Genomic DNA, 25,299 nt, shown 5'->3' with positions numbered 1-25,299 from the left:
GGGGTGGTTGGTGATAGGTTGGTCACGCCACCCCCACCCGCTGAATTTCCCACTCCAGCGTCACGCCCGATCCGGCAAGCACCTTCGCGCGGACGTCCTCGCCCAGCGCCTCGATGTCGGCGCTGGAGGCGTTGCCGGTGTTGAGCAGGAAGTTGCAGTGTTTCTCCGACACCTGCGCATCGCCACGCGTCAGGCCCCGGCAGCCGGCGGCGTCGACCAGCGCCCATGCCTTGTGCCCGTCGGGGTTCTTGAAGGTCGAACCGCCGGTCTTCGAGCGCAAGGGTTGCGAGGCTTCGCGAGCGGCGGCGATGCGGTCCATTTCGGCCTGGATCGTCTGCGGTTCGCCCTGCTCGCCGCGAAAGGTAGCGGACACGACGATCGAGCCATCGGGCAGGTCGCTGTGGCGGTAGCGGTAGTGGAGGTCGGCGTTGGCCAGCGTCGTCAGCGTGCCGTCGCGAGTCACGACCTGCGCCTCGACCAGCACGTCCGCCACCTCGCGGCCATAGGCACCGCCGTTCATCCGCACGAAACCGCCGACGGTGCCGGGGATCGAGCGCAGGAATTCGACGCCGGCAATGCCCGCGTCACGCGCGGTCGAGGAGACGAGGATGCCGCTCGCCCCGCCGCCGCAGGTGAGCGTCAGGCCGTCGGCGACGACCTTGGCGAAGGACTTGCCGAGGCGGACGACGACGCCGGGCACGCCGCCGTCGCGCACGATCAGGTTGGAGCCGAGGCCCAGCCCCATCACCGGCGTCGCGGGGTCCAGCGCGCGGAGGAAGTCGCACAGGTCGTCCGTATCGGCCGGTTCGAACAGCCACTGCGCCGCGCCACCCGCCTTGAACCAGACGAGCGGGGCCAAAGGGGCGTTCGCGGTCAGTTTGCCACGGACCGGCGGCAGGGTCATTTGCCGACGCCCCAGAAGCGCGCCCATGCGGTCCATGCCTCGGCCTGTGCGTCGACGATCTGCTTGCCAACTTGCGTCATGTCCCGCTGTTCGGCGGTGTCGAGGAGCTTGCCGGCGGCGTCGAGCTGCGCCTGTTGCGCACGCAGGATTTCGCGCTGCATCTCGATCGCGGTGGAGAACCAGTCGCTCATTTGAGGTTCTCACCGATCGCGGCGGGCAGGCCGGCGGCGATCTTCGTTATGTCGCCCGCGCCTAGACAGACGATCAGGTCGCCGTCCTGCCCCTCGGCGGCGAGCGCGGTGGCGAGCGCGTCCTTGTCCGCCGCGACCTGTGCCGAACGGTGGCCGCGCAGGCGGATGCCGTCGACCAGTGCCTCGGCGCTCACGCCGTCGACCGGGGTCTCGCCCGCGGCATAGACGGGCAGGACATGGACCGCATCAGCGTCATTGAACGCCTGTGCGAACTCGTCCATCAGCGCGCCCAATCGCGAATAGCGGTGCGGCTGGACGACGGCGATGACCCGCCCGCCGGTCGCTTCGCGGGCGGCGGAAAGCACCGCGCGGATTTCGACCGGGTGGTGGCCGTAATCGTCGATCACGGTCATGCCCGCCACTTCGCCGACGCGGGTGAAGCGGCGCTTCACGCCCCCGAACTTCGCGAAGCCCTGCGCGATCGTCGCGTCGTCGAGACCCAGTTCGACCGCGACGGCGATCGCCGCCAGCGCGTTCTGGACATTGTGGCGGCCGGCCATCGGCAGGTGGATGCCCGAGATCGTGCGGGTCTGGCCGTCACGGTCGCGTACCACGCAGTCGAAGCGGTTGCCGTCGCGGCCCGCCGTCACCTCGACGCCGCGAATGTCGGACTGGGCCGAGAAACCATAGGTCACGATACGGCGGTCGCGGATGCGCGGGATCAGTGCCTGCACTTCGGGGTGATCGAGACAGAGCACCGCCGCGCCGTAAAAGGGCACATTCTCGATGAATTCGACATAGGCGTCCTTCGCCCGGTCGAAGCTGCCATAATGGTCGAGATGTTCGGGGTCGATGTTGGTCACCACCGCGATCGTGCCATCCAATCGCAGGAAGCTGCCGTCGCTCTCGTCGGCCTCGACCACCATCCAGTCGGATGCGCCAAGCCGCGCGTTCGAGCCGTAGCTGTTGATGATGCCGCCGTTGATGACGGTCGGATCGACGCCGCCGGCATCGAGCAGCGCGGCGATCAGCGAGGTTGTGGTCGTCTTACCATGCGTCCCCGCGACCGCGACGGTCGATTTCAGCCGCATCAGTTCGGCCAGCATCTCCGCACGGCGCACCACCGGAATACGCTTCGCCAGCGCATGGTCGCGTTCGGGATTGCCGGGCTTGATCGCGGTGGAAGTGACGACGACCGCCACGCCCTCCACATTCTCCGCCTTGTGGCCGATATGCACGTCGATACCGCGCGCTCGCAGGCCGTCGACGACATAGCCCTCGGCGACGTCCGATCCCTGCACTTTGTAGCCGAGATTGTGCATCACCTCGGCAATGCCCGACATGCCGATGCCGCCGATGCCGACGAAATGGATCGTGCCGATATCGGTCGCGACACCCTTCACGCAAATGCTTCCTTCTGTCGTTTGGCGGGGGCGGTCCTGCCCACTTTCGCCTTGGGTGCGTCGATGCTCTCCACCAGATCGGCCATGTCACGCACCGCGAACGGCCGCCCGCAACTGCGCGCACGCGCCGCCGCATTGGCGAGCGCGGCGGGATCGAGGCCGAGCTTCTGGATTTGCTTCGCCAGTTCCGCGGCAGTGAATTGCGACTGGGCGATCGCCCGGCCACCACCGGCCGTCACGATCTCGCGGCAATTCGCGGTCTGGTGATCGTCGGTCGCACTGGGCAGCGGCACGAGGATCGCGGGACGGCCGGCGGCGGTCAGTTCGGCGATGGTCGAGGCACCGGCGCGCGCGATCACGACATGCGCCCATGCCAGCCGGTCGGGCAGGTCGGGCAGATAGGTCGCGATCTCGGCCGGAATGCCGTGTTGGGCATATTTGGCGCGCACCAGGTCGATATCCTCGATCCGTGCCTGATGCGTCACCTGCATCCGCCGACGGAACGCGACGGGCAACAGCGCGAGACCGTCGGGCACGACCTGGCTGAGGATGCTAGCCCCCTGGCTGCCGCCGGTCACCAGCACGCGGAAAATTCCCTCCGCATCGAGCATCGGATAGGGACGATCGCGCAGGGTGAGGACGCTGTCGCGCACCGGATTGCCGACCAGATGCGTCTTGGGGACATGCTTGTCCTTCAGACGGTCGACCTGTTCGTAGCTGGTGGCGATGGCATCGACGCTGCCCGCGACCAGCCGGTTGACCCGGCCGAGCACGGCATTCTGTTCGTGGACGATCGTCGGCACCTTTTGCGCAAAGGCGGCGAGCAGTGCCGGCAGTGCCGGATAGCCGCCGAAACCGATGACCGCCGAGGGGCGGAACGTCCGGTACAGTTCGATCGCCATCGACCGCCCGGCCAGCATCTGCCGCCCGGCCTTCAGCCAGCCGATCGGCCCGCCGCTCAACCGACCGGCGGGCAGGACATGGGTCTGGATGCCGTCGAACAGGTCGGGGAACCGCACGCCGCGTTCGTCGCTGACCAGCGCGACGCGGTGGCCGCGCCGGGTCAGTTCGACCGCCAGCGCGGCGGCAGGAACCATATGTCCCCCGGTGCCCCCGGCGGCGAGGACATAATGTTTGCTCATTTCGCTCCGCTCCAGCGCTGTGGGCCGTAAGGTGAGCGGCTCAGATACGGGTTCCGGCGGGTGAAAGCGAGCAGCAGTCCCATCGCCGTCGACAGCGCGATCATCGACGACCCGCCATAGGAGATGAACGGCAGCGTCATCCCCTTCGACGGGGCGATTCCGACATTGACCGCCATGTTGATCAGCGCCTGCGCCCCGAACTGCACGGCGAGGCCGGCAGCGGCGAGCAGTTTGAACGCGTCCTCCTCATCGAGCAGGCGCACGAAGACGCGCACGACGATCGCGAGGAAGATCAGCGCAATGATCGCACAGGCGATCAGGCCGAATTCCTCCCCGACCACGGCAAAGATATAGTCGGTATGTGCCTCGGGCAGCTTGAACTTCACGCGCCCGCCCCCGGGACCGGTGCCGATCGCACCGCCCGCGGTCAGCACGGCATGGGCCATGTCGACCTGATAGCTGTCGGTCGCGGCGCTTTGCGGGTCGGGGAACAGGAAGCCATCGATGCGAACCCGCGCCGTGCCGTAGAAGGTGTAGGCGGCAGCGACCAGCCCCACCCCTGCCCCGGCGAGCAGCGCCATGGTGCGGACCGAAATGCCCGAGATCACCAGCAGCGCCGCCCAGGTGCAGCAGAAGATGACCGTCTGGCCAAAATCGGGCTGCAACATCAGGCAGCCGGCGATGACCGCCGTCAGTGCGCCGGTGACCCACAGCATCGGCAGTTGCGGGTCCTTGGCGCGCAGCGACAACAGCCATGCCGTCGTGACGATGAACATCGGTTTGAGAAATTCGGACGGCTGGAACTGGCCGATGCCGAGGCTGACCCAGCGCCGGGCACCGTTCGCCTCCACGCCCACGAACGGCGTGACCATCAGCGCGAGCAGCAGGACGGCGGTACCGAACAGGCACAGCCGCCGGGCAAAGGTGACCGGCAGCATCGATACCGCGATCATGACGGGGAAGGAAAAGGCGATCCACCCCGCCTGTCGCCAGAAATACATCATCGGCGGCACGGTGACATCGCCGCCCGAGTACCGTACGGCCGAGGCGGGCGACGCCGCGGCAACCGCGACCAGCCCGATCGCGATCAGCACCATCGCGATCAGCAGCAGCACCCGGTCGACTTCGCGAAACCATGCGCCGATCGGCGAGCGGGCGCTGCGGCCCTGCAGCGTTTCGACCCGTTGCCGCAGCGCGCGGACATCCCGCCCGCGTCCCAGATCGGTCATCGCAAAGCCTCCACCGCTGCTGCGAAGGCGCGGCCGCGCGCTTCGAAATCGCTGTACTGGTCGAACGAGGCGCAGGCGGGCGACAACAGCACGGTGTCGCCTGGTTGGGCCTGTTCGGCGGCACTGCGGACCGCTGCGTCGAGCGTGCCCGCGATTTCGACGGCCATGTCGGGGGCGAGCAATTCGGCGAAGCGTTCGGCAGCGGTGCCGATGGTGTAGGCGCGCACGACATTGCCGAAGCCGGGGCGGCAGGCGTCGAGGTCGTCGGATTTGGCGAGGCCGCCGACGATCCAGTGAATGCGGCCGAACGCGCTGAGCGCCGGTGCGGTTGAATCGGGGTTGGTCGCCTTGCTGTCGTCGACATAGGCGACGCCGTTCAGGTCGGCGACGTGCGCCATGCGGTGCGGGAGCGCGCGGTAGCTCTGCAAACCGGCGCCGATGGTGTCGGCGTCGAGGCCGAGCGCCTCGCAGACGGCGATGGCGGTCAGCGCGTTCTGGGCATTGTGCGGACCGGCAAGCGCGGGGCCAAAGGCGAGCGCGTCGGCCGGGACGGCGATGCGAATGGCGTGCGGCAGGGTGTCGGCGATGGCCGCCGACGTCGCGTCGCCGGTGCCGACGATCGCGGCGTGGCCAGCGGACTGCATCGCGAACAGGCGTGCTTTCGAGGCGGCATAGGCTTCGAACCCGGCATAGCGGTCGAGATGGTCGGGCGTGATGTTCAGCAGCACCGCGACGTCGCAGTCGAGACTGGTGGTCAGGTCGATCTGGTAGCTCGACAGTTCGAGGACGTACACACCGCCTCCGGGCAACGGGTCCTGCGCGAGGATCGGCAGGCCGATATTGCCGCCCATCCGTGCGGGCACGCCGGCCTGGGTCAGGATGTGGTGGATGAGGGCGGTGGTGGTCGACTTGCCGTTGGTGCCGGTGATGCCGACGACCTTGTGCGGGGGCAGGTCGGCGCGGGCCTGCGCGAAGAGTTCGATGTCGCCGATGATGGGGACGCCGCCGGCGTGCTGGGCGATTGGGTGGCGGTTGAGCGGCACGCCGGGCGAGACGACCACGCCGTCGAAGCCGGTGAGGTCGATCGTGAGCGGATCGACAAACGTCAAAGCCCTCTCCCCCATGGGGGAGAGGGTTGGGAGAGGGGCAGTCGCGGGCGCTATCGAAGAAGAAGAAGAAGTCCCCTCTCCCCGACCCTCTCCCCGCAAGCGGAGAGAGGGAGAACGGCGCGCTTCATCACCGTCCCACGCCACGACCTGCGCGCCCCCCGCCAGCAACGCCCGCACCGTCGCCGCGCCGGAGCGCGCCAGCCCAAGCACCGCGAATTTCTTCCCCGCCCAGGCGGCAGCGGTGATCACCGCAGTTTCAGCGTCGACAGGCCGGCCAGTGCCAGCACGAACGCCACGATCCAGAACCGGATCACGACCGTCGCCTCGGCCCAGCCGAGCTGTTCGAAATGATGATGGATCGGAGCCATGCGGAAGATGCGCTTGCCGGTGCGCTTATACCAAAACACCTGGATGATGACCGACAGCGCCTCGACCACGAACAGCCCGCCGATGATCGCCAGCACGATTTCATGGTGCGACGACACCGCGATCGCGCCCAGCGCGCCGCCGAGCGCAAGGCTGCCGGTATCGCCCATGAACACCGCCGCCGGGGGCGCGTTGTACCACAGGAACGCCAGCCCCGCCCCGACGATCGCGCCGCAGAACAGTGCCAGATCGCCCGCGCCCAACACGTGCGGGATGCCGAGATAGGCGGCGAACTTGGCGTTGCCGACCATGTAGACGATCAGCATCAGCGCGACCGAAGCGATGATGACCGGCATCGTCGCAAGACCGTCCAATCCGTCGGTCAGGTTCACCGCATTGCCGAACGCGACGATCGTGAAGGCGGCGAAAACGATGTAGAACGGCCCCAGATCGATCGCCACGCCCGAAAAGAACGGGACATAGAGCATCGTGCCGGTCTGGCGGATGATGATCCAGCTGGCGACGCCGGCGATGAAGAATTCGAGCAACAGCCGGACCCGGCCCGAGACGCCGGCGGTGCTGGCCTTTCGCACCTTGTCATAATCGTCGAGGAAGCCGATCGCGGCGAAGCCCAGCGTCACGAACAGGCAGGCCCAGACGAACGGATTGGCGAGATCGGTCCACAGCAGCACCGCGACCGTGAGCGAGGTCAGGATCATCAGCCCGCCCATGGTCGGCGTGCCGCGCTTGGCGAGGTGGCTCTGCGGTCCGTCGAGGCGGATCGGCTGCCCCTTGCCCTGTCGCACGCGCAGCCAGCCGATGAAGCGCGGACCGATGATGAGGCCGAGGAACAGCGCCGTCGCCGTCGCCGCACCGGTGCGGAACGACAGGTAGCGGAACAGGTTCAGCACACCGGGAAAGCCGAGATATTCGGCGATTTCGTACAACATCAGTTCTGGCCCCACAGGTCGGCGACGACCCGCGCCAGCCCCACCCCGTTCGATCCCTTTACGAGTACCGCATCGCCAGGCAGCAGCAGGTCCGACAGGACCCGCGCGGCGGCGGCGGCGTCGGGCACATGGACGGTTTCGACGCGCCCCTCAAGCGCCTTGGCAAGGGGGAGCATCCCCTGCCCCACCAATATGGCGCGCGAAACGCCCGCTTCGTCGATCGGGACCGCCAGCGCGGCATGATAGGCGTCGGACGAATCCCCCAGCTCGCGCATTTCGCCCAGCACCGCGACGCGGCGCCCGGCGGTTTCGGCGGCAAGCACCTTCAACGTCGCGCGCATCGAGGCGGGGTTGGCGTTGTAGCTTTCGTCGATGATCAGCGCCTCGCCGTCGCCGACAGCGATCCGGCGACGCGCGCCGCGCCCGGCAAGGCCATCGAGATCGGCTAGCGCCAGCCCGGCCACGCCGAGATCGCCGCCGATCGCATCGATCGCCGCGATCACCGCCAGCGAATTGGCGACCCAGTGATCGCCGGGCTGGGCCAGCGTATAGCTGACCTCGCGCTCGCCCAGCCGGGCGGTCACGAAGCTGTCGCCCGAGGAGAGGCGGACATGTTCGATCGCGCGGACATCGGCACCCTCGCGCAGGCCGAACGTCACGATGCGGCCGGCAAAGGGCGTGGCCGCCGCGATCAGCGTGTCGCGGTGCGGGCTGTCGAACGGCACGATCGCGACGCCGCCGGGGGTCAGCCCTTCGAAAATCTCGCCCTTGGCGCGGGCGATCGCGTCTTCCCCGGTGAAGAATTCGGTGTGGGCGGGGGCGATGGTGGTGATGATCGCGATGTCGGGCCGGACCAGCCGCGTCAGCCGCGACAGCTCGCCCGCATGGTTCATGCCCATTTCCAGCACCGCCGCCCGCGTCGTCGCGCGCATGCGAGCGAGGCTCAAGGGTACGCCGGTATGGTTGTTGTAGCTTTTGACCGAGCGGTGCGCCTGTCCGAAGCTGACGCGGTCGAGCGCGGCGAACAATGCTTCCTTGGTGCCGGTCTTGCCGACCGATCCGGTGACGCCGATGATCCGCCCGGTCGTGCGGGCGCGGGCGGCATGGGCGAGCAGGTCGAGCGCGGCAGTGGTGTCGGACACCAGCACGTGCGGCCCGTCGACCGGCTGCGACACCAGTGCGCCCGCCGCCCCTTGCGCGAATGCCTGTGCGACGAAACGATGGCCGTCGGTCGCCTCGCCCGACAGTGCCACGAACAGGTCGCCGGACCCGACCTCGCGGCTGTCGAAGGCGACGCCGTTCGCGTCGAAGTCGGCCGAAGCGATACCGCCGGTCGCAGCGGCTATCGCTGCCGATGTCCAGAGCGGACCGGCTCCGTCAGCCTGCACAGTCACGCGCCACCTGCACGTCGTCGAAGCGCAGGATCATGTTGCCGACGATCTGGCCCTGTTCATGCCCCTTGCCCGCGATCAGCACGATGTCGCCCGACTGCGCCATCGCGCACGCGGCGCGGATCGCGGCGCGGCGGTCGCCAATCTCGGTCGCGTCGGGCGCGCCGGCCAATACCTGCGCACGGATGCTCGCGGCGTCTTCGGTGCGCGGATTGTCGTCGGTGACGATCGCGACGTCGGCATGGTTCGCCACGACCTCACCCATCGGCGCGCGCTTGCCGGTGTCGCGGTCGCCGCCCGCGCCGAACACGACGATCAGCCGCCCGGCCGCGTGCGGACGCAGCGCGGCGATTGCTGCCTCCAGCGCATCGGGGGTGTGGGCATAGTCGACATAGACCGGCGCGCCATTGGGCAGGATCACCGCGCGTTCCAGCCGCCCGCGCACCGGCTGCAACCGCGCCAGCCCGGCCAGCGTCGCGGCGAGGGTGCCGCCGGTCGCCAGCACCAGCCCGGCGGCGGTCAGCGCGTTCGCCGCCTGATAGGCACCGATCAACGGCAATTGCACCTTGTGCGCCTGCCCCTCGGCCTCGATCGTCAGCGCCTGCCCCAGCAGGCTCGGCTCGCGCGCGGTCAGGCGCAGCGTGTCTCCATGTTCACCGACGGTGATCAGCGTGTTGCCGCGGACGCGCGCCAGATCGATCACGCGGTCGGCATGGGGATCGTCGACCCACACCACCGCCGTACCGTCATCGGCCAGCATCTCGGCGAACAGGCGCAGCTTGGCGGTCAGATAGGTGGCCATGTCACCATGATAGTCGAGGTGATCGCGGCTGAGATTGGTGAAGGCGGCGGCGCGGACCGGCAGCCCTTCGGTGCGATATTGCGACAGGCCGTGGCTCGACGCCTCGAACGCGACATGGGTCACGCCCTCGCGCGCCAGCCCGGCGACGTTCGACAGGAAGGTGACGATGTCGGGCGTGGTCAGCCCGGTGACGACGCGTTCGTCGGCGGTGGTGACGCCCAGCGTGCCGATCGATGCGGCGTGATGCCCCTGCATCCGCCACAGTTGTCGCACCATTTCGACGGTGCTGGTCTTGCCATTGGTGCCGGTGACCGCGACGCAGGTCGGCGGGAACGGCGCGAAGAACTGCGCGGCGGCACGGGCAAAGGCCTCTCGCGGGTCCCGCACGGCGATATGGACCGCGCCCTCGACCACCGCTTCGGGTCGGGCGACGACGGCGATCGCCCCGGCGGCAATCGCGGCGGGAATATAGTCCTCGCCATTCACCCGCGCCCCTTCGAACGCGCCGAAGACGGTGCCCGGCGCGACCTTGCGATGGTCGATCGCAAAGCCGGTCACGATCTGCGGTTCGTCACCGCCGGTAATCGTCCCTAATTTCATTCCACGTTCGCCAGTTTCTTCGCATCACCCGGCGCGTGCCACAGCAGCCCGCGCAGTCCGGCGACGTCGATATCGGCATTGGCGTCGGGAATCACCCCCAACAATGGACCGGTCCGCGAGATGACGCGGCTGACGACCGGTGCGGCGGTCCATGCCGCACTGGTGAAACCGAACGTCTCCTTCGTCCCCTTCGGGCTGTCGAGCATCGCGATCACGACATAGCGCGGACGATCCATCGGAAAGACGGCGGCAAAGGTCGATACGTTCACGCGCTTCGAATAGCCGCCATGCGCGCCAACCGTCTCGGCGGTACCGGTCTTTCCACCGACGCGGAAACCGGGAGCTTCGGCCTTCTTGCCGGTACCGTCGGTAACGATCAGGCGCAGCAGCCCGCGCATCTTGGCGCTGGTCGCTTCCGAAAACACGCGGCGACCCGCCGGAGCCTGTCCGGGCTTCAGCTTCAGGATCGTCGCCGGACGCCAGATGCCACCATTGACCAGCGCGGCATAGGCGCTGGCGAGGTGCAGCGGGGTAACGGCAATGCCATGCCCGAAGGCGGTGGTCATGGTCGTCGTCCGGCCCCAGTAGCGCGGCCAGATCGTACGCGACTTTTCCAGTTCGATATCGGGCGCGGCATCGAAATGCAGCGAGCGGAACAGCTTTTCCATCCGCGCCTGGCCCATTTCGTCGGCGATACGTGCAGTGCCGATATTGGACGAATGGACGAGAATTTCGGGGACGTTCATCCAGCGTTTCTGCGCGTGATCGTCGCGGATGCGGAAGCCGCCGACATGCAGCGGCTCGGTCGCGTCGTACCGCTTCGACAGCGACGGGACGACCCCATCGTCGAGCGCCGCCGCCATGGTCAGCGGCTTGAACGCCGAGCCCAATTCGTACACGCCCTGCGTCACCGTGTTCATCTGACCGGTGTTCGCGGTGACGTGGTTGGGATTGAAGGTCGGCAGCGAGGTCATGGCGATGACTTCGCCGGTATCGCTGTCGAGGACGACGCCGCCCGCGCCGCGCGCCTGGAACACCGCCATCGCATTGGCGAGTTCGCTTTCCAGCGCGGCCTGCACGCGCGTGTCGAGGCTGAGCGCCACCGGACGCCCGCGTTCGGCCGGGTCGATCAGCCGCGCGTTCAGGAATTTCTCCATGCCGCGCACGCCGCGCCCGTCCATGTCGAGATAGCCGAGCGCATGGGCCGCCATCGCGCTCTGCGGATACAGGCGTTCGGGTTCCCGGCCCAGCGCGATGCCCGGTTCGCCGAGCGCATTCACCGCCTGCACCAGTTCGGGCAGCGCGCGGCGGCGCAGATAGACGAAGCCCCGGTCGAGATTGAGCTGCGCGTAATAATAGGCCGCGTCGTGATCGGGCATCAGCGCAGCGAGCTGTTCGGCCAGTTGCCGCTTGTCGCCGATCACCTTGTCGGGACGCACCGCGATCGACCAGGCATCGATGGTCCGCGCGAGCGGCGCGCCGTTGCGATCGACCAGATCGCCGCGCAGCGGGACCAGCGCCGCTTCCGCCGCGATCGCCGAACGCGGTTCGGCCATGACGCCAAGCAGCATCAGCCGCACGAGAATAGCCGCCACCCCTGCCGCGAACAGCAGCATCAGCACCATCAACCGGTAATGGGCGACGTTCACCAGCGTATGCCGCGCGCCATCGGCACGCTGCTGGTTGAGCGAAGGGGCGACAACGACGATCACGGGCGGGCGGCTTCCTTGCGGGCGGAGCGGGCCAGATCGGCCATCGTCGCATCGCTTAGCAGGGTTCGGTCGAGCATCGCCACTGCCCGTGCCTTTGCCGGAATGACGTCCGCCCGTGCCGTCTGCACCGGGCCGACCGGCTTCACGTTGCGCGCCGGTTCGACCCTGGCAGGCGCGGACGCGGCGACCGGTGCTGCGGCGGCGAGGGCCGGTTCGGGGGCGGGCGCGGCCTCCATCGGCGCGCTGGGCACGACATAGGCGAGCGCAACATTGCCGCCCTCGGTCCGGCCGGGCAGCGACGCCAGTTGATGCTCGCCACCGACATATTGTTCGGCGCGCGGCGCGGCGAGCGCCAGCACGTCACCGTTCCAGCGTTCGAGCTGCGCCATGTTCGCGCGGGTATCGAATTCGGTTTCGAGCGAACGGATGTCCTGTCGCGCCTGCACGATCGACCGCTCGATCGCCTCGACGCGCCCACGCTCCGCCGCGCCCTGCGAGATGACGAGGTAGAAGGCGGGGGCCATCACCCCCAGCGCCACCAGCTTCCCCAACGCTCCGAACCCGAACGCACCCATCACATCGCACTCCCGGTCGAATTCCACGGCGCAGACGCCGTGCGAAGCCCCACGCGCAACGTCGCCGAACGCGCGCGCGGATTGATCGTCACTTCTTCGTCGCTTGGCCGCACCGCCTTGGCGATGTTGCCGAAACTGGGGGCCGGCCCCTGCACCACCACCGGGCGGTGCCGCGAACCGGCGGGCATCGCGCCGCCGCGTGTCCGCAGGAAACGCTTCACGATACGGTCCTCGAGGCTGTGGAAGCTGACCACCGACAACCGCCCGCCGGGACGCAGTACCCGCTCCGCCGCGTCGAGCCCGGCGGTCAGTTCGCCCAGTTCGTCGTTCAGGTGGATACGGACCGCCTGGAACGCGCGGGTCGCCGGGTCCTTCTTTTCATGCGGACGGTGGCCGAGCGCCCGGCGCACGACCGCCGCCAGTTCGCCGGTGCGCGACAGCGGCCGCGCGCCGACGATGAAGTTCGCGACGCGGCGGTGGCGCGGCTCCTCGCCATAGCGGTCGAGCACGTCGGAAATCTCGGCCTCATCGGCAGTGTTCAGCCATTCGGCCGCCGTCATGCCTTCCCGGCTCATCCGCATGTCGAGGGGGCCATCCGATTGAAAGGAAAAGCCTCGATCGGCCTGATCGAGCTGCATCGAGGATACGCCGATATCCATGACGACCCCGTCGACCGCGTCAATGCCGCGCGCCGCCAATTCACCCGCCATCGCCGAAAAAGGTGCCTCGATCAGCAGCAGCCGGTCGCCGGCTTCGTCGAGCAGCGGCCTGGCGGCGACGTGCGCGGTCGGATCGCGGTCGAACGCGATCACCCGCGCGCCGGCCGCGAGCATGGCACGCGTGTAGCCGCCCGCGCCGAACGTCGCGTCGACATGGGTCTCGCCCGGCTGGATCGCGAGCGCCGCGACGGCCTCGACCAGCAGCACCGGAATGTGGGAAGCGGCGGTCATTGCAGCCCCTTCTCTTCCATCAGGAATTCGCACAGCTCGCGCGTATCGGCGTCGATCTCGGCATCGGCGATCAGGGTGAACGGGTCCCAGATGTTGAAGGTGTCGCCGCGCCCATGGAAGAACGCCCATTTGTCGATCTTCGCCCGGCGACGATAGAAGGTCGGCAGCACGAAGCGCCCGGCGCTGTCGAACGGTGCCGATTCGAGGTTGCCGAACGCCTTGCCCGCCACATTGTAATCGGTGTCGACATCCTCGTCGCTGCCCTGCGGCCGGCGCGAATAGAGGATTTTGGGCCAGGCAGTGTCGAACGCGCTGAGGCAGACATGCTTGCCGTGCCGCTTGATGAGCAGTTCGCGGGCGTCGGCGTTCTTCTCCAGCACCGAGCGCAGCTTGGCAGGCACTGCGACGCGACCCTTCGCGTCGACCGCCTGTAGCCCATAGCTCAGGTAGAGTTCCCTGTCCGACACATCGCCCCTGTTCGGTCACGCAGGAGAAGCGTCGCGCCCGGCAAATACGCGCCGCGCGAGAAGATTCGACGATCCCAGGACCTGCCCCCTGTGACGGTTAAGGAAGTATCAAAACTAGATCTGGGTCACAATGGGCGAAGTTGGGTGAGGATGGGATTTTACCCCACCGCGACGTCAATTTATGAGATGTACGTTGTTTGTTCTCAAGCACTTTTCCTCTTTGCCGGGCACGGGGATGGGAGGGTACCCCATTCGGGGTAGAAGGCGGTGCGCGACAGGTGCGGATGGGCGGCCGGACCGTCGCAGTCGGGCGAGACTGGCACGCGCTGAGTTCCTCGACTCCGGACAGGGAACCGGTTGCACCGCCGCATCGGCAGCGGCGAACGACCGTCAATCGCAGAGGGGATCACGCGGCAGACGGTGCCGACGTGAGCGGAGGGTTCAGCGCGTTTCGGGGGTTGCCGCGTTATCGCCCGGCGCGGTGCCCGGCGATATGCCCAGTTCGGCAAGCGGTTCGTCGGGATTGCTCGCGGTCAGATTGGCGAGCGCGGCATTCGCCGAACCCTCCAAAGTCGCGACATCCTCGCCGATCGGCGGTTCGTCGATCGCGGAGCGGAACAATGCACTGGCGAGCACAATCAGAAACACGACCAGCACGAGACCGGTCGCGCCGACGCGCAGGCGTTGCAGCAGTTGCGATTGATCGGACCGTGGCAACATTCGGAAGCGTGTTAGGCCGAAGTCTCCGCGCTGTCGACCACCAACCCCTTCGCCATTAACCATTCGGGATTGTAGAGCGTCGACAGGTACCGGAAGCCGGTGTCGCACAGGATCGTCACGACGCGGCTGCCCGGCCCCAATTGCCGGGCGAGCAGCACCGCGCCCGCGACGTTGATGCCGGACGACAGGCCCAGACACAGTCCTTCCTCGGCCAGCAGGCGGCGGACCCAGACCATGCCCTCGGCGTCCGACACGCGGAACTGGGTGTCGATCGGCGCACCGTCGAGATTGGCGGTGATCCGCCCCTGCCCGATCCCTTCGGCGACCGACGATCCTTCCGACCGCAATTCGCCATGGGCATAGTAATCGTACAGCGCCGCGCCGTGCGGATCGGTCAGCGCGATGGTGACCGATTCGTCCTTTTCCTTCAGGCCCAGCCCAACCCCGGCCAGCGTCCCGCCGGTCCCGGCCGCGCAGGTGAACCCGTCGATCCGCCCGTCCATCTGCTCCCAGATCTCGGCCGCGGTGCCGGTGATGTGCGCGCGGCGATTGGCGATATTGTCGAACTGGTTGGCCCAGATCGCATTCGGCGTTTCCTCGGCGATCCGCCTGCTGGTGTGCACGAAATGGCCGGGGTTCGAATAGGGCGCGGCCGGGACCAGCACCAGCTCGGCCCCCAGCGCGCGCAGCGTGTCCATCTTTTCGCGGCTCTGCGTCTCGGGCATCACGATGATCGTGCGATAGCCCTTGGCATTGGCGACCAGCGCCAGCCCGATACCGGTATTGCCCGCCGTGCCCTCGACGATCGTCCCGCCGGGCTGGATGGCTCCACGCGCCTCGGCATCCTCGACGATCGACAGCGCGGCGCGATCCTTCACGCTGGCACCGGGATTGGCAAATTCGCACTTGGCGAAAATCTCCGCCCCGGCGGCCTCGCTCGGCCCTTTCAGGCGGACGAGGGGCGTGTTGCCGATCAGAGCGAGGGTGTCATGGGCGGTGTGCATGGAGTGCAGATGGCCCGGACCGCGCACCGGGGCAAGCCGGCGGCGCGGTAGAATGGATTGGTCGCGGGCAACGGGGGCTTTGCGCCTACCCCGCCAATGCGTCGACCAACGCCTTCACCTTCGCCTGTCGCCATTGCGGGAGCGGCGCGACCAGCCAATATCCCTGCCGGCCGCCCTTCGGTTCGCCGACCACCGCCGCCCGTCCGGCGGCGATATCGCCGCGCGCGAGCAGTTCGGGCACCGTCGCCCGGCCCAGTCCCGCCACCGCCGCGTCGATCGCGAGGCCGGCGTCCGCGACCCGGACCAGCGCCGACGCATCCTCCGGTTCGCACCCGGCCCAGCCGATCCGCGTGTCCGCACCGCCGCCGGCGCGTTCGATCGTGACCATGCCGTCCGATTCGAGCGCCTCGCCCTCATGCGCGCCCGGCCCGTCGCCCCAGCGGATGGCGAGGTCGAGATTGGCTTCGGTAAAGTCGATCGCATCGTCGGACGCGACCAGGGCGAAGCGCAGTTCGGGATCGGTCGTCGCGATCCGCGACAGGCGCGGGAGCAGCCACTTCTGGGTCAGGTCCCGCGGGGCGGCGATGGTCAGCGACTTGGACGACTGGCCCGCCTGCATCGCGCGGACCGCTTCCTCGAATTGCAGGAAGCCGCCGCGCAGTGCGACCAGTCCGGCCTCCCCCTCGGGCGTCAGCTCCAGACCACGGGTCGTGCGCCGGAACAGGACGACGCCCAGCGTATCCTCCAGCGCGCGGACCTGCTGCCCGACCGCCGCCGGCGTCACCGCCAATTCGTCGGCGGCGCGGGTGAACGACAGGTGCCGTGCGGCGGCATCCAGCACGCGCAGACCGTTCAGCGGGAGGTGCGTCCGCTTCATGCTCCGACCGCCGGTGCCAGCAGGGCAAAGCGCGGGATGGTCACGTCGAACGTATCCCCGTCATCGGCGAGCATCTGATAGCTGCCCTGCATCATGCCGCTCGACGTCGAGAGCGGACAGCCCGACACATAGTCGAAGCTGTTGCCCGGTTCGATCACGGGGAGCTCGCCGATCACGCCTTCACCCTCCACGCTATGCCGTTCGCCGCGGCCGTCGGTGATGATCCAGTGGCGGGTCAGCAACTGGACGGTGCGATCCGACCCGTTTTCGATGCGGATGTGATAGGCCCAGAACCAACGGCCCAGCGCGGGCTGCGACTGTTCGGGCAGATAGGTCGCCGATACCCGCACCGCGATGCCGGCGGTCGTCGCCTCGTGCGGGAACAGCGCCTTCATAGGGCGACCGCCCGCAATGCCTGATCCAGATCGGCGATCACATCCTCGGGGTCTTCGAGGCCGACATTGATGCGGATCATCCCTTCGGAAATGCCCATCTCGATCCGCTTTTCCTCCGCCACGCCCGAATGGGTGGTCGACGACGGATGCGTCATCAAGGATCGCGAATCACCGATATTGTTCGAGATGTCGATCAGGTGCAGCGCATCGAGCAGCCCGTGCGCCTGCGCGCGACCGCCATCGAGTTCGAACGAGAAGATCGGCCCGGCCATCTTCATCTGGCGCATGCACAGTTCGTGCTGCGGATGGCTGGGCAGGCCCGGCGCGTTGATCTTGGGCACGCGCGCTTCGAGGAAGCTGGCTACCTTCAGCGCGTTCTCCGACTGGCGCATTACGCGCAGGTCGAGCGTTTCCAGCCCCTTCAGCACCACCCACGCGTTGAACGCGCTGAGCGTCGGCCCGGTATTGCGCGTGAACGGCAGCAGCACGTCGTCGATGAACGCCTTCGTCCCGCACACCGCCCCGGCGAGCACGCGCCCCTGCCCTTCCATCAGCTTGGTTGCGCTATAGGCGACGACGTCGGCACCGAACTCCATCGGCCGTTGCAGCGCGGGACTCGCAAAGGCGTTGTCGACGACGGTGACGATGCCGCGCTCGCGCGCCGCGGCGCAGATCGCGGTCAGGTCGGCGACATCCATCGTTGGGTTGGCCGGCGTTTCGAAGAACCAGACCCTGGTATTGGGGCGGCTGGCGTCGATGAACGCCTGCGTGTCGCGTGCGTCGACGACATCGGTCTCGATCCCGAACTTCGGCAGCAGCGTATCGGTCAGCCAGCGACACGATCCGAACGCCGCGCGCCCGCCGACCAGATGATCGCCCGCCGACAACTGGCACAGCAACGACGCGGTCATCGCCGCCATACCGGTCGCCATCGTCCGGCACGCCTCGGCACCCTCCAGCAGGGCGATGCGCTCTTCGAGCATCTCGACGGTCGGATTCTGCAACCGCGAATAGGTCATGCCGACCTGCTCACCGGCAAAGCGCGCGGCGGCATCGCCCGCGCAATCATAGGCATAGCCGGAGGTCAGGAACAGCGCCTCCGACGTTTCGCCATATTCGCTGCGCGCGGTGCCGCCGCGCACGGCCTGCGTTGCGGGGCGCCAGTTGGCGGTGATGCTGCGGTCTTGTCCGGTCTTGCGCTTCATGCGTCGGTCTTTGCGCGCTCGTCGCCCAAATTTCCAGTGAAGATGCGGGTCGCGGGCGATGCTGGACCCAGTGGGCTCGCGACCGTATCAGGCGTCGATGCGTTCCGTTCTCAACATCCATCGCTCGATCCTCGGTCAACCCTGGCGCTGGCGGGGGCTGGAGGGCGATGTCTGCGACGAAGGTTTCGTCGCCGACGACCTCGTCACCCGTATCCTGCTGGCACGCGGTTGTCCGCGCGACGGGCTGGACGCGCACAAGACGCCGAGCATTCGCCAGTTCATGCCCGACCCGTCGATCTTCCGCGACATGGACCGCGCCGCCGACCGCCTCGCCGATGCGGTGATCGCGGGCGAGCCGGTCGCGATCTTCGGCGATTACGACGTCGACGGGGCGACGTCGGCGGCGTTGCTGGTCCGGCTGTTGCGTGATCTGGGCCTCGCCGCCCGCTCCTATATCCCCGACCGGCAGCTCGAAGGCTATGGCCCCAATGCCCCGGCGATGCTGCGACTGGCGGGCGAAGGTGCCACGCTGATCGTCACCGTCGATTGCGGGGCGCAGGCGTTCGATGCGCTCGCCGCCGCGCGCGATGCCGGGGTCGATGTGCTGGTGGTCGATCACCATCAGTGCACGACGCAATTGCCGCCCGCGCTGGCGGTGGTGAACCCCAACCGCCTCGACGAAGGCGAAGGCGCGGCGCACGGCCACCTGGCGGCGGTGGGCGTTGCGTTCCTGCTGGGCGCGGCGTTGCTGCGGACGTTGCGGGCGCGGGGCTTTTTTGCCGGCCGGGCCGAGCCGCGCCTGCTCGACCTGCTCGACCTCGTCGCGCTCGGCACCGTCGCCGATGTCGCGCAGTTGCGGGGCCTCAACCGGGCCTTCGTCGCGCAGGGGCTGAAGGTCATGGCCGGGCGGCGCAATATCGGCCTCGCCGCGCTGATCGAGGCATCTCGCCTGACTCGCGCGCCGACCTGTACCGATCTCGGCTTTGCGCTGGGGCCGCGGATCAATGCCGGCGGGCGGGTCGGCAAATCGGATCTCGGCGTCCGCCTGCTCACCACGCAGGATCCGGAGGAAGCGCGGGCGCTGGCCGTCGAACTCGACCGGCTGAACGAGGAACGCCGGCTGATCGAGGGCGATGTCCAGACGGAGGCGGACCTCGCGGCGCGGGCGCAGGACTCGCGCGGCTGCGTGGTCGTGTCAGGCCGCGGCTGGCATCCGGGCGTCATCGGCATTGTCGCCGGACGGTTGAAGGAAAAGCTCGGACGGCCGGTACTGGTCATCGCGATCGACGAACAAGGCGTCGGCAAGGGATCGGGCCGCTCGATCCCCGGCGTCGACATGGGCGCGACGATCCTTGCCGCGAAGGAACTGGGGCTGGTCGGCGCGGGCGGCGGCCATGCGGCAGCGGCGGGGGTGACGGTGGCGGAGGCGAAGATCCCCGCGCTGGCCGATTTCCTGCACGACCGCATGGCCGAGCCGGTCGAGCGCGCCCGCGAGGACCGTGCGCTGCTGGTCGACGCGGTGCTGGCCCCCGGCGGGGTCAGTCCGTCGCTGATCGAGGCGCTGGAGGCCGGCGGCCCGTACGGCATGGGCTGGCCGTCGCCGCGCGTCGCCGCCGGGCCGGTACGGATCGTGAAGGCGGACATCGTCGGCAACGGCCATGTCCGCGCGATCCTGACCGGCGACGACGGCCGCCGGTTCAAGGGGGTGGCGTTCCGTCAGGCCGAAACCGATCTCGGCGCGGCGCTGCTCGGGGCACCGCCGCACCGCAAGCTATGGCTGGCCGGCCGCGCCAAGCTCGACGACTGGGGCAGCCGCCCCGCCGCCGAACTGCACATCGACGACATGGCATGGGCGGATTGACGGAAAAATACGAAAGTGTGTTGACCGATCGCAAACCCTCCCCTAACAGCCCGTCCACGCCTTCACGGCCCCTTCGTCTAGCGGTTAGGACGCGGCCCTTTCACGGCTGAAACACGGGTTCGATTCCCGTAGGGGTCACCAGCGCCTGCCAGAATGGCGGAGTTGCGCGGTTGGCGGTTTCCATCGAAGCCCCACCCATCCAGGGGTGTAAAGGGTGCGCGCAACGCGATCCGCACGGACCTGCGATCAAACAAAATCTTGCACCGGCATTTTCCATTTCCGCCGGGCCATCCCGACAGAGTTTCAGCCATTCTTCGACGATGCGTCGAGCGAACGGTCGGGGCACGACACCCGTTCGATGATGGCGGCGAGTTCGTCCTTGCGGAACGGTTTGACCAAACGAGGCAGGGCTGCGTCCAGCCCGCAGACCTCGGCAAAGCCCGAGACGAGCAGAACCGGCATTTGCGGCGATCGACGGCGGACTTCTTGCGCCAGATCGACGCCGGTCATGCCGGGCATCAGATGGTCCGTGACGAGAAGATCGATCGGCGTTTCGTTCAGAACGCGGAGGGCCTGTTCTCCGGAGGCGGCCTCGACCACGTCGTACCCGAGGTCCGCCAGCATATCGGCGGTACTCAATCGGACCAGTTCCTCGTCATCGACCAGCAGCACGCGACCGCTGAACGACGTCGGACCATGATGGTCGGCGGCATCGACCTGCGTGGCCGCCTCGGCGCTCTGCGGCAGCCAAAGCTCCATGTTCGTGCCCATGCCGAGCCGGCTGCGGATGACGAGCGCACCACCGAGCTGTGAGGCGAGACCGTGGACCATCGAAAGGCCAAGGCCGGTTCCCTGACCGACCCCCTTGGTGGAGAAGAAAGGCTCGACGGCACGGGCCAGCGTCGCTTCGTCCATGCCGATACCGGTATCGGCAACGGACAGGCAGACATAGTTGCCGGGTGCCACCGCTGCCTCGTTTGGCCGATCCACGCGCCTTGCGCTCGCCGTGATCCGCAACGTGCCGCCTTCGGGCATTGCGTCGCGGGCATTCACGCTGAGATTGAGCAACGCCATTTCCAGCTGATTGGGATCGGCCAGCGCAGGCGGTAGATCGGGTTCGGTCGCCACGAAGACCCTGATTTGCGGACCGGTGGTACTGGAGACGAGATCGCCCATGCCCGCAACCAGTGTGGCAACATCAACCGGCACTGCCTGCAGCGGCTGGCGTCGTGCGAACGCAAGCAATCGCTGCACCAGCGTCCGCGCCCGTTCGGCCGACTGCATCGCGCCTGCGATCAGGCGCTGCTCGCGCTCGTTGCCGATCCCTTTGCGCTGAAGCATGTCGAGGCTGCCGACGATCGGCGTCAGCAGATTGTTGAAGTCGTGCGCGACGCCGCCGGTCAGCTGGCCCATCGCCTCCATCTTCTGCGCCTGCCGAAGCGCGTCCTGCGTCGCCCGCAACTCGGATTCCGATCGCAGCCGGTGCGAAACGTCATTCGCGACGTGGAAGGCGCCCATCACCCCGCCGGCTTCATCGAGAAGCGGCGTGTAGATGACTTCCCAATGCGGCTTGGCGAGGTCGGGATCACCGAACTCCTCGACCGTCATATAGCTCTCGCCGGCCAGCGCACGGGCCATGAAGCCGCGCATGACCATGGCCTGATCGGGCGGGAAGAGGTCGGGGAACACCTCGCCGATCTGAACGCGATGAGCGAAGATACGGAAGAATTCGTCGCTATGCGCCTTGTTGAAGGCGATCAGCCGGTAATCGTGATCGAAGGCGCAGATGGGCGAGACGGTCGCTTCGATGATGTCACGGTGGAACCGCAACTCCGCCGTCCGCTCGGCGACCTGGCTTTCGAGCGTATCGTTCCATTCGCGTAAGCGGTCGTCCGCCGCGCGACGTTGGGTGATGTCGAGCGACACCCCGGTCATCGCGATGGGATCGCCGTTTTCGGCATAGGCCGGCTGCGCGCGTATCTGCACCCAGCGCAGTTCCCCAGACGGCGTGATGATCCGGTATTCGATGTCGTAATCGCCGCCCGTCGCGATCGACGCGGCCACGGCGGCCTGCATCGCTTCGCTGTCGTCGGGATGCACCGCTGTGACCAATTCGGAATAGGGGAATTCGGCACCCGGATCGCGGCCGAAATTCGTGCGGCACGTCTCCGATGCCGTCAGTTCGCCGCTGACGAGGTCGAGATGCCAGGCCCCGAACCGCCCCGCCTTGAGCGCGAAATGAAGTTCGCGCTCGCGCGTGCGCGACGACGCCTCGACCGACCGGGCGGCCGCCTGGGCCAGCGCGCGTTCGATGACGAGACCCGCGGTATGGACGACGAAGTCGACGATTTCGAGGTCCGCCGGTGCCGGGTCGCGTGGCTCGCGGTGATACATGGCGAAGGTGCCGAGGATCGCCCCCGCCGCCGATCGGATCGGCGTCGACCAGCACGCGCGCAGGTCATGGGCCAGCGCGAGATCGCGAAAATCCACCCAGAGCGGGTCGGTGGCGATATCAGTGACGAAGACGGGTTCGCCACGATCGATGGCGCTGCCGCACGACCCGACCGCCGGGCCGACCGCGATGCCGTCGACCGCTTCGTTATAGGCGGCCGGGAGGCTTGGCCCGGCACCATGACGCAGGGTTTCGCCATCCTCGCTGAGCAGCAGCACCGACCCCAGCACGCCCGAAGTCGATAGCCGCTCGACCTGCGCGATGATCGCATCCAGCGTGTCGCCAAGCGGTTCGTTGCGGACGATCCGTTCGAGGATGTCGCTCTGTGCGGCTGCCAGCGCGGCGGCACGGTCCCGCGCCTCGATCAGGCGGACATTCTGGATCGCGACCGTCGCCAGCTTCGCAAGGCCCTCGAGCCGCCCGATCGTCCCGGCATCCGCAGCATTCACTTCCGACCAGTACGCGCCGAGCGCCGCGATCGGCTCGGGCTGGCCGATCGGAGCGATGGCGAGGCTGCGCACGAACGTGCTGCTGTAGAGGTCCTGCGGCACCCGCGCGTCGGCTCGGATATCGGCGATGGCGATCGTCTCGCTCGACCGCATCGCCGTGCCGGAAATGCAATCCGCCGACTGGAACCGGCGACCGCGCCACAGCGGCCCGATCGCGTCCTCGGCAATGTAATGGCACTGGTCGCGGTCGCGAATGATGACGGCGATCCCGTCCGCATCGACTACTGCCCGCGCGGTTCGGCGCAGCACATCCACGACTTCATCGACCGAATGCGCGCCAGCCAAGGCCGCACTGGCGGCGATCAGCAGCGATGCAGGGTCCGGGCCGTTCGAAGCAGGGTTATCGTACACACGCCTTCCTTAGCCGCTGTGCCGGCGCAACCCTATCTGATATTTCGCGAATAGACGCGGTACGATCGCCATGATGCCGGCCGTTCTGCATCGCTTCCGGCCAAGCAGGACGTCGATGCCATCATCCGGTAGCCGTCGCCTCTTCAGATCAGGGCGACGACGACAAACCTGACGACAAATATTTCTGGTTCGCTATTCGGGTACGAGGTGGAATGCCAACCGCGCCAGACCGGTGCGGCATCGCGTTCACCATCGAGCAGGACGGAAACGGCGACATGAAGTCTGGTTCGGGATGTTTCGCCGGCGGCGGGATGATGGGGGAGCGGATACGGACGCATCCCTGGGAAAATAGCTCGCTCGGTGCTTACGCGACATGGCCGCACAGTCTGCGAACCGCGGTCGGCATGATGGCCTCGTCCGGCCATGCGATGTGCATCCTGGGGGGACCGGAGCGGGTGCTCCTGTACAACGATGCCTATGCCCCGCTGCTGGGTGCGCGACATCCCGACGCGCTCGGCCGGCCCACTGCCGACGTGTGGCCGGAAATCTGGAATGAACTGAAGCCTTTGGTGGATGCCACCTTTGCCGGCGAATCCTGCGTCTTTCGCGATCAGCCGCTGACGATGACGCGCAACGGTTTCGCCGAACAGACATGGTGGGATTTCGCCTATTCGCCGATTCACGGCGAAGACGGCGAGGTCGTCGGGCTGCTCAACGTGACCTCGGACAGCACCTCGCGAGTCATCGCGCAGCGCGAGCGGGACGCTGCGTTGAAAGACCTGACCACGAGCGAGGCGTTCATTCGCAGCGTGTTCGCCAGCTCGACCGACTGCATCAAGATCCTCGATCTCGATGGCCGCCTGACCTTCATGACCGAAGGCGGCCAGCGGGTGATGGAGGTGTCGGACTTCAACGCGATCGTCGGCTGTCCTTGGCCCGACTTCTGGCGCGGTGCCGGCAACGATGCGGCGGTCGCCGCGCTGGAGGCGGCCCGTCGGGGGGAAGCGCGCAGTTTCATGGGGCAGGCCGACACGATGGCCGGCACGCCCAAATGGTGGCATGTCGCCGTCAGCCCGATCCCAGGGGCGGACGGACAGCCCGAGCGCATCCTGTCGGTATCGCGCGACATCAGCGATCTTCGCGCGAGCGAGGAGGAGCGCGACCGCTTCGTCCGGCTGGTGGAAAACAGCAACGACTTCGTCGGCATGGCATGGGCCGATGGCAGAGTCTTCTACCTGAACGATGCGGCGCGGCGGATGGTCGGCGTCGGCGATGCGGACGCCACCGATTTCACGATCGCCGACTTCTTCGCGCCCGATGAAGCCGCGAGAGTGATCGACGTGGCCTTACCGGCGGTCGCGCGGGACGGGCACTGGAGCGGCGAGATCGCATTGCGCGACTTCCGGACCGGGGAGGCCATTCCGGCGCTTTATTCGGTGTTCGCGATCACCGACGCGAATGGTGCGATGGTCGGCTATGGTACGGTCACCCGCGACTTCCGCGACCGCAAGCGCGCCGAGGACGATCTGGCGATGATGAACGGCGAACTGGCGCATCGCCTCAAGAATGTCCTCGCGATCGTGCAGTCGATCGCCAGCCAGACGCTGCGCAATGCCCGCGATACCGAAACCGCGAGCCGGGATCTCACATCCCGCCTCGCGGCACTCGGTGCGGCGACCGACGTGCTGGTCAGCAAATCGTGGCGCTCGGCCGATCTGAAGCAGTTGATCGAGCGGACCCTGGCCCCGCACGCCGCATTGGGCGACCGGATCCGGGTCGATGGTCCGCGCGTGACGCTGAAACCGGAAGTGTCGGTCGCGTTCGTCCTCGCCCTGCACGAACTGGCCACCAACGCCGTGAAATACGGCTCGCTCTCCAATGATGACGGTTCGGTGTCGCTGTCGTGGGATATCGATGGCAGCGACGAGGACGCGAACTTTTCGATGCGCTGGGAGGAACGCGGTGGCCCCGAAGTTTCGTTGCCGCAGCGCAAGGGGTTCGGCAGCACGCTGATCGAACGATCGCTCCGCTCCTATTTTCGGGGGCAGGCCGCAACCGAATACCGCCCGGAAGGATTGGTATTTCAATTACATGCCCGGCTTGGTGATGCCGCGCTCGTGACCGGGAACTAAGC

Annotated in this window: 21 protein-coding genes and 1 tRNA gene; 3 read left to right on the top strand and 19 right to left on the bottom strand. The window is 67.6% G+C overall.

Going from position 1 to position 25,299, the window contains the following annotated elements; translation table 11 throughout:
- Positions 1–22: 22 nt before the first annotated feature.
- The 18 genes from murB to ASE70_RS01535 form a co-directional block, all read right to left on the bottom strand.
- Positions 23–904: a UDP-N-acetylmuramate dehydrogenase gene (murB, locus tag ASE70_RS01620; protein ID WP_200925574.1), complete on the bottom strand. Its 882-nt coding sequence runs from the start codon at positions 902–904 to the stop codon at positions 23–25.
- Positions 901–1,095, bottom strand: a complete 195-nt coding sequence (locus tag ASE70_RS01615) for a hypothetical protein (RefSeq protein ID WP_056500653.1) — start codon at positions 1,093–1,095, stop codon at positions 901–903. Before ASE70_RS01615 ends, murB begins: the two co-directional genes overlap by 4 nt.
- Positions 1,092–2,498: a UDP-N-acetylmuramate--L-alanine ligase gene (murC, locus tag ASE70_RS01610; RefSeq protein WP_056500649.1), complete on the bottom strand. Its 1,407-nt coding sequence runs from the start codon at positions 2,496–2,498 to the stop codon at positions 1,092–1,094. The genes ASE70_RS01615 and murC overlap by 4 nt, the downstream gene beginning before the upstream one ends.
- Positions 2,495–3,640, bottom strand: a complete 1,146-nt coding sequence (murG, locus tag ASE70_RS01605; RefSeq protein ID WP_056403653.1) for an undecaprenyldiphospho-muramoylpentapeptide beta-N-acetylglucosaminyltransferase — start codon at positions 3,638–3,640, stop codon at positions 2,495–2,497. Before murG ends, murC begins: the two co-directional genes overlap by 4 nt.
- A complete protein-coding gene (locus ASE70_RS01600) occupies positions 3,637–4,869 on the bottom strand; it encodes an FtsW/RodA/SpoVE family cell cycle protein (RefSeq protein WP_056403654.1) in 1,233 nt (410 codons plus the stop codon). Before ASE70_RS01600 ends, murG begins: the two co-directional genes overlap by 4 nt.
- Positions 4,866–6,227, bottom strand: coding sequence for a UDP-N-acetylmuramoyl-L-alanine--D-glutamate ligase (murD, locus tag ASE70_RS01595; RefSeq protein WP_056500646.1), 1,362 nt, complete (start codon positions 6,225–6,227; stop codon positions 4,866–4,868). The genes ASE70_RS01600 and murD overlap by 4 nt, the downstream gene beginning before the upstream one ends.
- The gene (gene mraY / locus ASE70_RS01590) at positions 6,224–7,294 is read right to left on the bottom strand and encodes a phospho-N-acetylmuramoyl-pentapeptide-transferase (protein WP_056500644.1); all 1,071 of its coding nucleotides are present in this window, start codon (positions 7,292–7,294) and stop codon (positions 6,224–6,226) included. Before mraY ends, murD begins: the two co-directional genes overlap by 4 nt.
- Positions 7,294–8,688: a UDP-N-acetylmuramoyl-tripeptide--D-alanyl-D-alanine ligase gene (locus tag ASE70_RS01585; RefSeq protein WP_235519513.1), complete on the bottom strand. Its 1,395-nt coding sequence runs from the start codon at positions 8,686–8,688 to the stop codon at positions 7,294–7,296. Before ASE70_RS01585 ends, mraY begins: the two co-directional genes overlap by 1 nt.
- Positions 8,672–10,087 carry a UDP-N-acetylmuramoyl-L-alanyl-D-glutamate--2,6-diaminopimelate ligase gene (locus ASE70_RS01580; protein WP_056500639.1) on the bottom strand — a complete coding sequence of 472 codons (1,416 nt, stop codon included), beginning with the start codon at positions 10,085–10,087 and terminating at the stop codon, positions 8,672–8,674. Before ASE70_RS01580 ends, ASE70_RS01585 begins: the two co-directional genes overlap by 17 nt.
- On the bottom strand, positions 10,084–11,799 hold the full coding sequence (locus tag ASE70_RS01575) for a peptidoglycan D,D-transpeptidase FtsI family protein (protein WP_056403666.1): 1,716 nt from the start codon (positions 11,797–11,799) through the stop codon (positions 10,084–10,086). Before ASE70_RS01575 ends, ASE70_RS01580 begins: the two co-directional genes overlap by 4 nt.
- Positions 11,796–12,377, bottom strand: coding sequence for a hypothetical protein (locus tag ASE70_RS01570; RefSeq protein WP_156355896.1), 582 nt, complete (start codon positions 12,375–12,377; stop codon positions 11,796–11,798). The genes ASE70_RS01575 and ASE70_RS01570 overlap by 4 nt, the downstream gene beginning before the upstream one ends.
- Complete coding sequence (gene rsmH / locus ASE70_RS01565) at positions 12,374–13,324, bottom strand: 16S rRNA (cytosine(1402)-N(4))-methyltransferase RsmH (protein WP_056500631.1); 951 nt, start codon at positions 13,322–13,324, stop codon at positions 12,374–12,376. Before rsmH ends, ASE70_RS01570 begins: the two co-directional genes overlap by 4 nt.
- Positions 13,321–13,791, bottom strand: coding sequence for a division/cell wall cluster transcriptional repressor MraZ (locus ASE70_RS01560; protein WP_056403674.1), 471 nt, complete (start codon positions 13,789–13,791; stop codon positions 13,321–13,323). Before ASE70_RS01560 ends, rsmH begins: the two co-directional genes overlap by 4 nt.
- Before the next feature lie 441 nt (positions 13,792–14,232).
- Positions 14,233–14,511 carry a hypothetical protein gene (locus tag ASE70_RS01555; protein WP_056500627.1) on the bottom strand — a complete coding sequence of 93 codons (279 nt, stop codon included), beginning with the start codon at positions 14,509–14,511 and terminating at the stop codon, positions 14,233–14,235.
- Positions 14,512–14,522: 11 nt separating this feature from the next.
- Positions 14,523–15,515, bottom strand: coding sequence for a cysteine synthase A (locus ASE70_RS01550; RefSeq protein WP_056500622.1), 993 nt, complete (start codon positions 15,513–15,515; stop codon positions 14,523–14,525).
- Positions 15,516–15,600: 85 nt separating this feature from the next.
- Positions 15,601–16,392 (bottom strand): LysR family transcriptional regulator, encoded by a 792-nt coding sequence (locus ASE70_RS01545; protein ID WP_056500619.1) that lies wholly within the window; start codon positions 16,390–16,392, stop codon positions 15,601–15,603.
- Positions 16,389–16,787, bottom strand: a complete 399-nt coding sequence (gene apaG, locus ASE70_RS01540; RefSeq protein ID WP_056500615.1) for a Co2+/Mg2+ efflux protein ApaG — start codon at positions 16,785–16,787, stop codon at positions 16,389–16,391. Before apaG ends, ASE70_RS01545 begins: the two co-directional genes overlap by 4 nt.
- On the bottom strand, positions 16,784–17,992 hold the full coding sequence (locus ASE70_RS01535; RefSeq protein ID WP_056500612.1) for a trans-sulfuration enzyme family protein: 1,209 nt from the start codon (positions 17,990–17,992) through the stop codon (positions 16,784–16,786). The genes apaG and ASE70_RS01535 overlap by 4 nt, the downstream gene beginning before the upstream one ends.
- A gap of 97 nt (positions 17,993–18,089) precedes the next feature.
- Between ASE70_RS01535 and recJ the strand changes: the two genes are divergently transcribed.
- The gene (gene recJ, locus ASE70_RS01530; RefSeq protein ID WP_056500859.1) at positions 18,090–19,853 is read left to right on the top strand and encodes a single-stranded-DNA-specific exonuclease RecJ; all 1,764 of its coding nucleotides are present in this window, start codon (positions 18,090–18,092) and stop codon (positions 19,851–19,853) included.
- Positions 19,854–19,919: 66 nt separating this feature from the next.
- Positions 19,920–19,994, top strand: a tRNA-Glu gene (locus tag ASE70_RS01525).
- A gap of 162 nt (positions 19,995–20,156) precedes the next feature.
- Here the strand turns inward: ASE70_RS01525 and ASE70_RS19020 are convergent.
- Complete coding sequence (locus ASE70_RS19020) at positions 20,157–23,165, bottom strand: GAF domain-containing protein (protein ID WP_082450500.1); 3,009 nt, start codon at positions 23,163–23,165, stop codon at positions 20,157–20,159.
- Positions 23,166–23,377: 212 nt separating this feature from the next.
- On the opposite strand from ASE70_RS19020, the gene ASE70_RS01515 reads away from it, so the two are divergent.
- Positions 23,378–25,297, top strand: coding sequence for a PAS domain-containing sensor histidine kinase (locus ASE70_RS01515; RefSeq protein ID WP_056500609.1), 1,920 nt, complete (start codon positions 23,378–23,380; stop codon positions 25,295–25,297).
- The last annotated feature ends 2 nt before the right edge of the window (positions 25,298–25,299 follow it).

Source organism: Sphingomonas sp. Leaf22 (genome assembly GCF_001421715.1).
In the GTDB taxonomy this organism is placed as follows: Bacteria; Pseudomonadota; Alphaproteobacteria; order Sphingomonadales; family Sphingomonadaceae; genus Sphingomonas.
The sequence above is the reverse complement of the archived record's forward strand: the minus strand, read 5'-3'. Positions and strand labels throughout refer to the sequence as shown.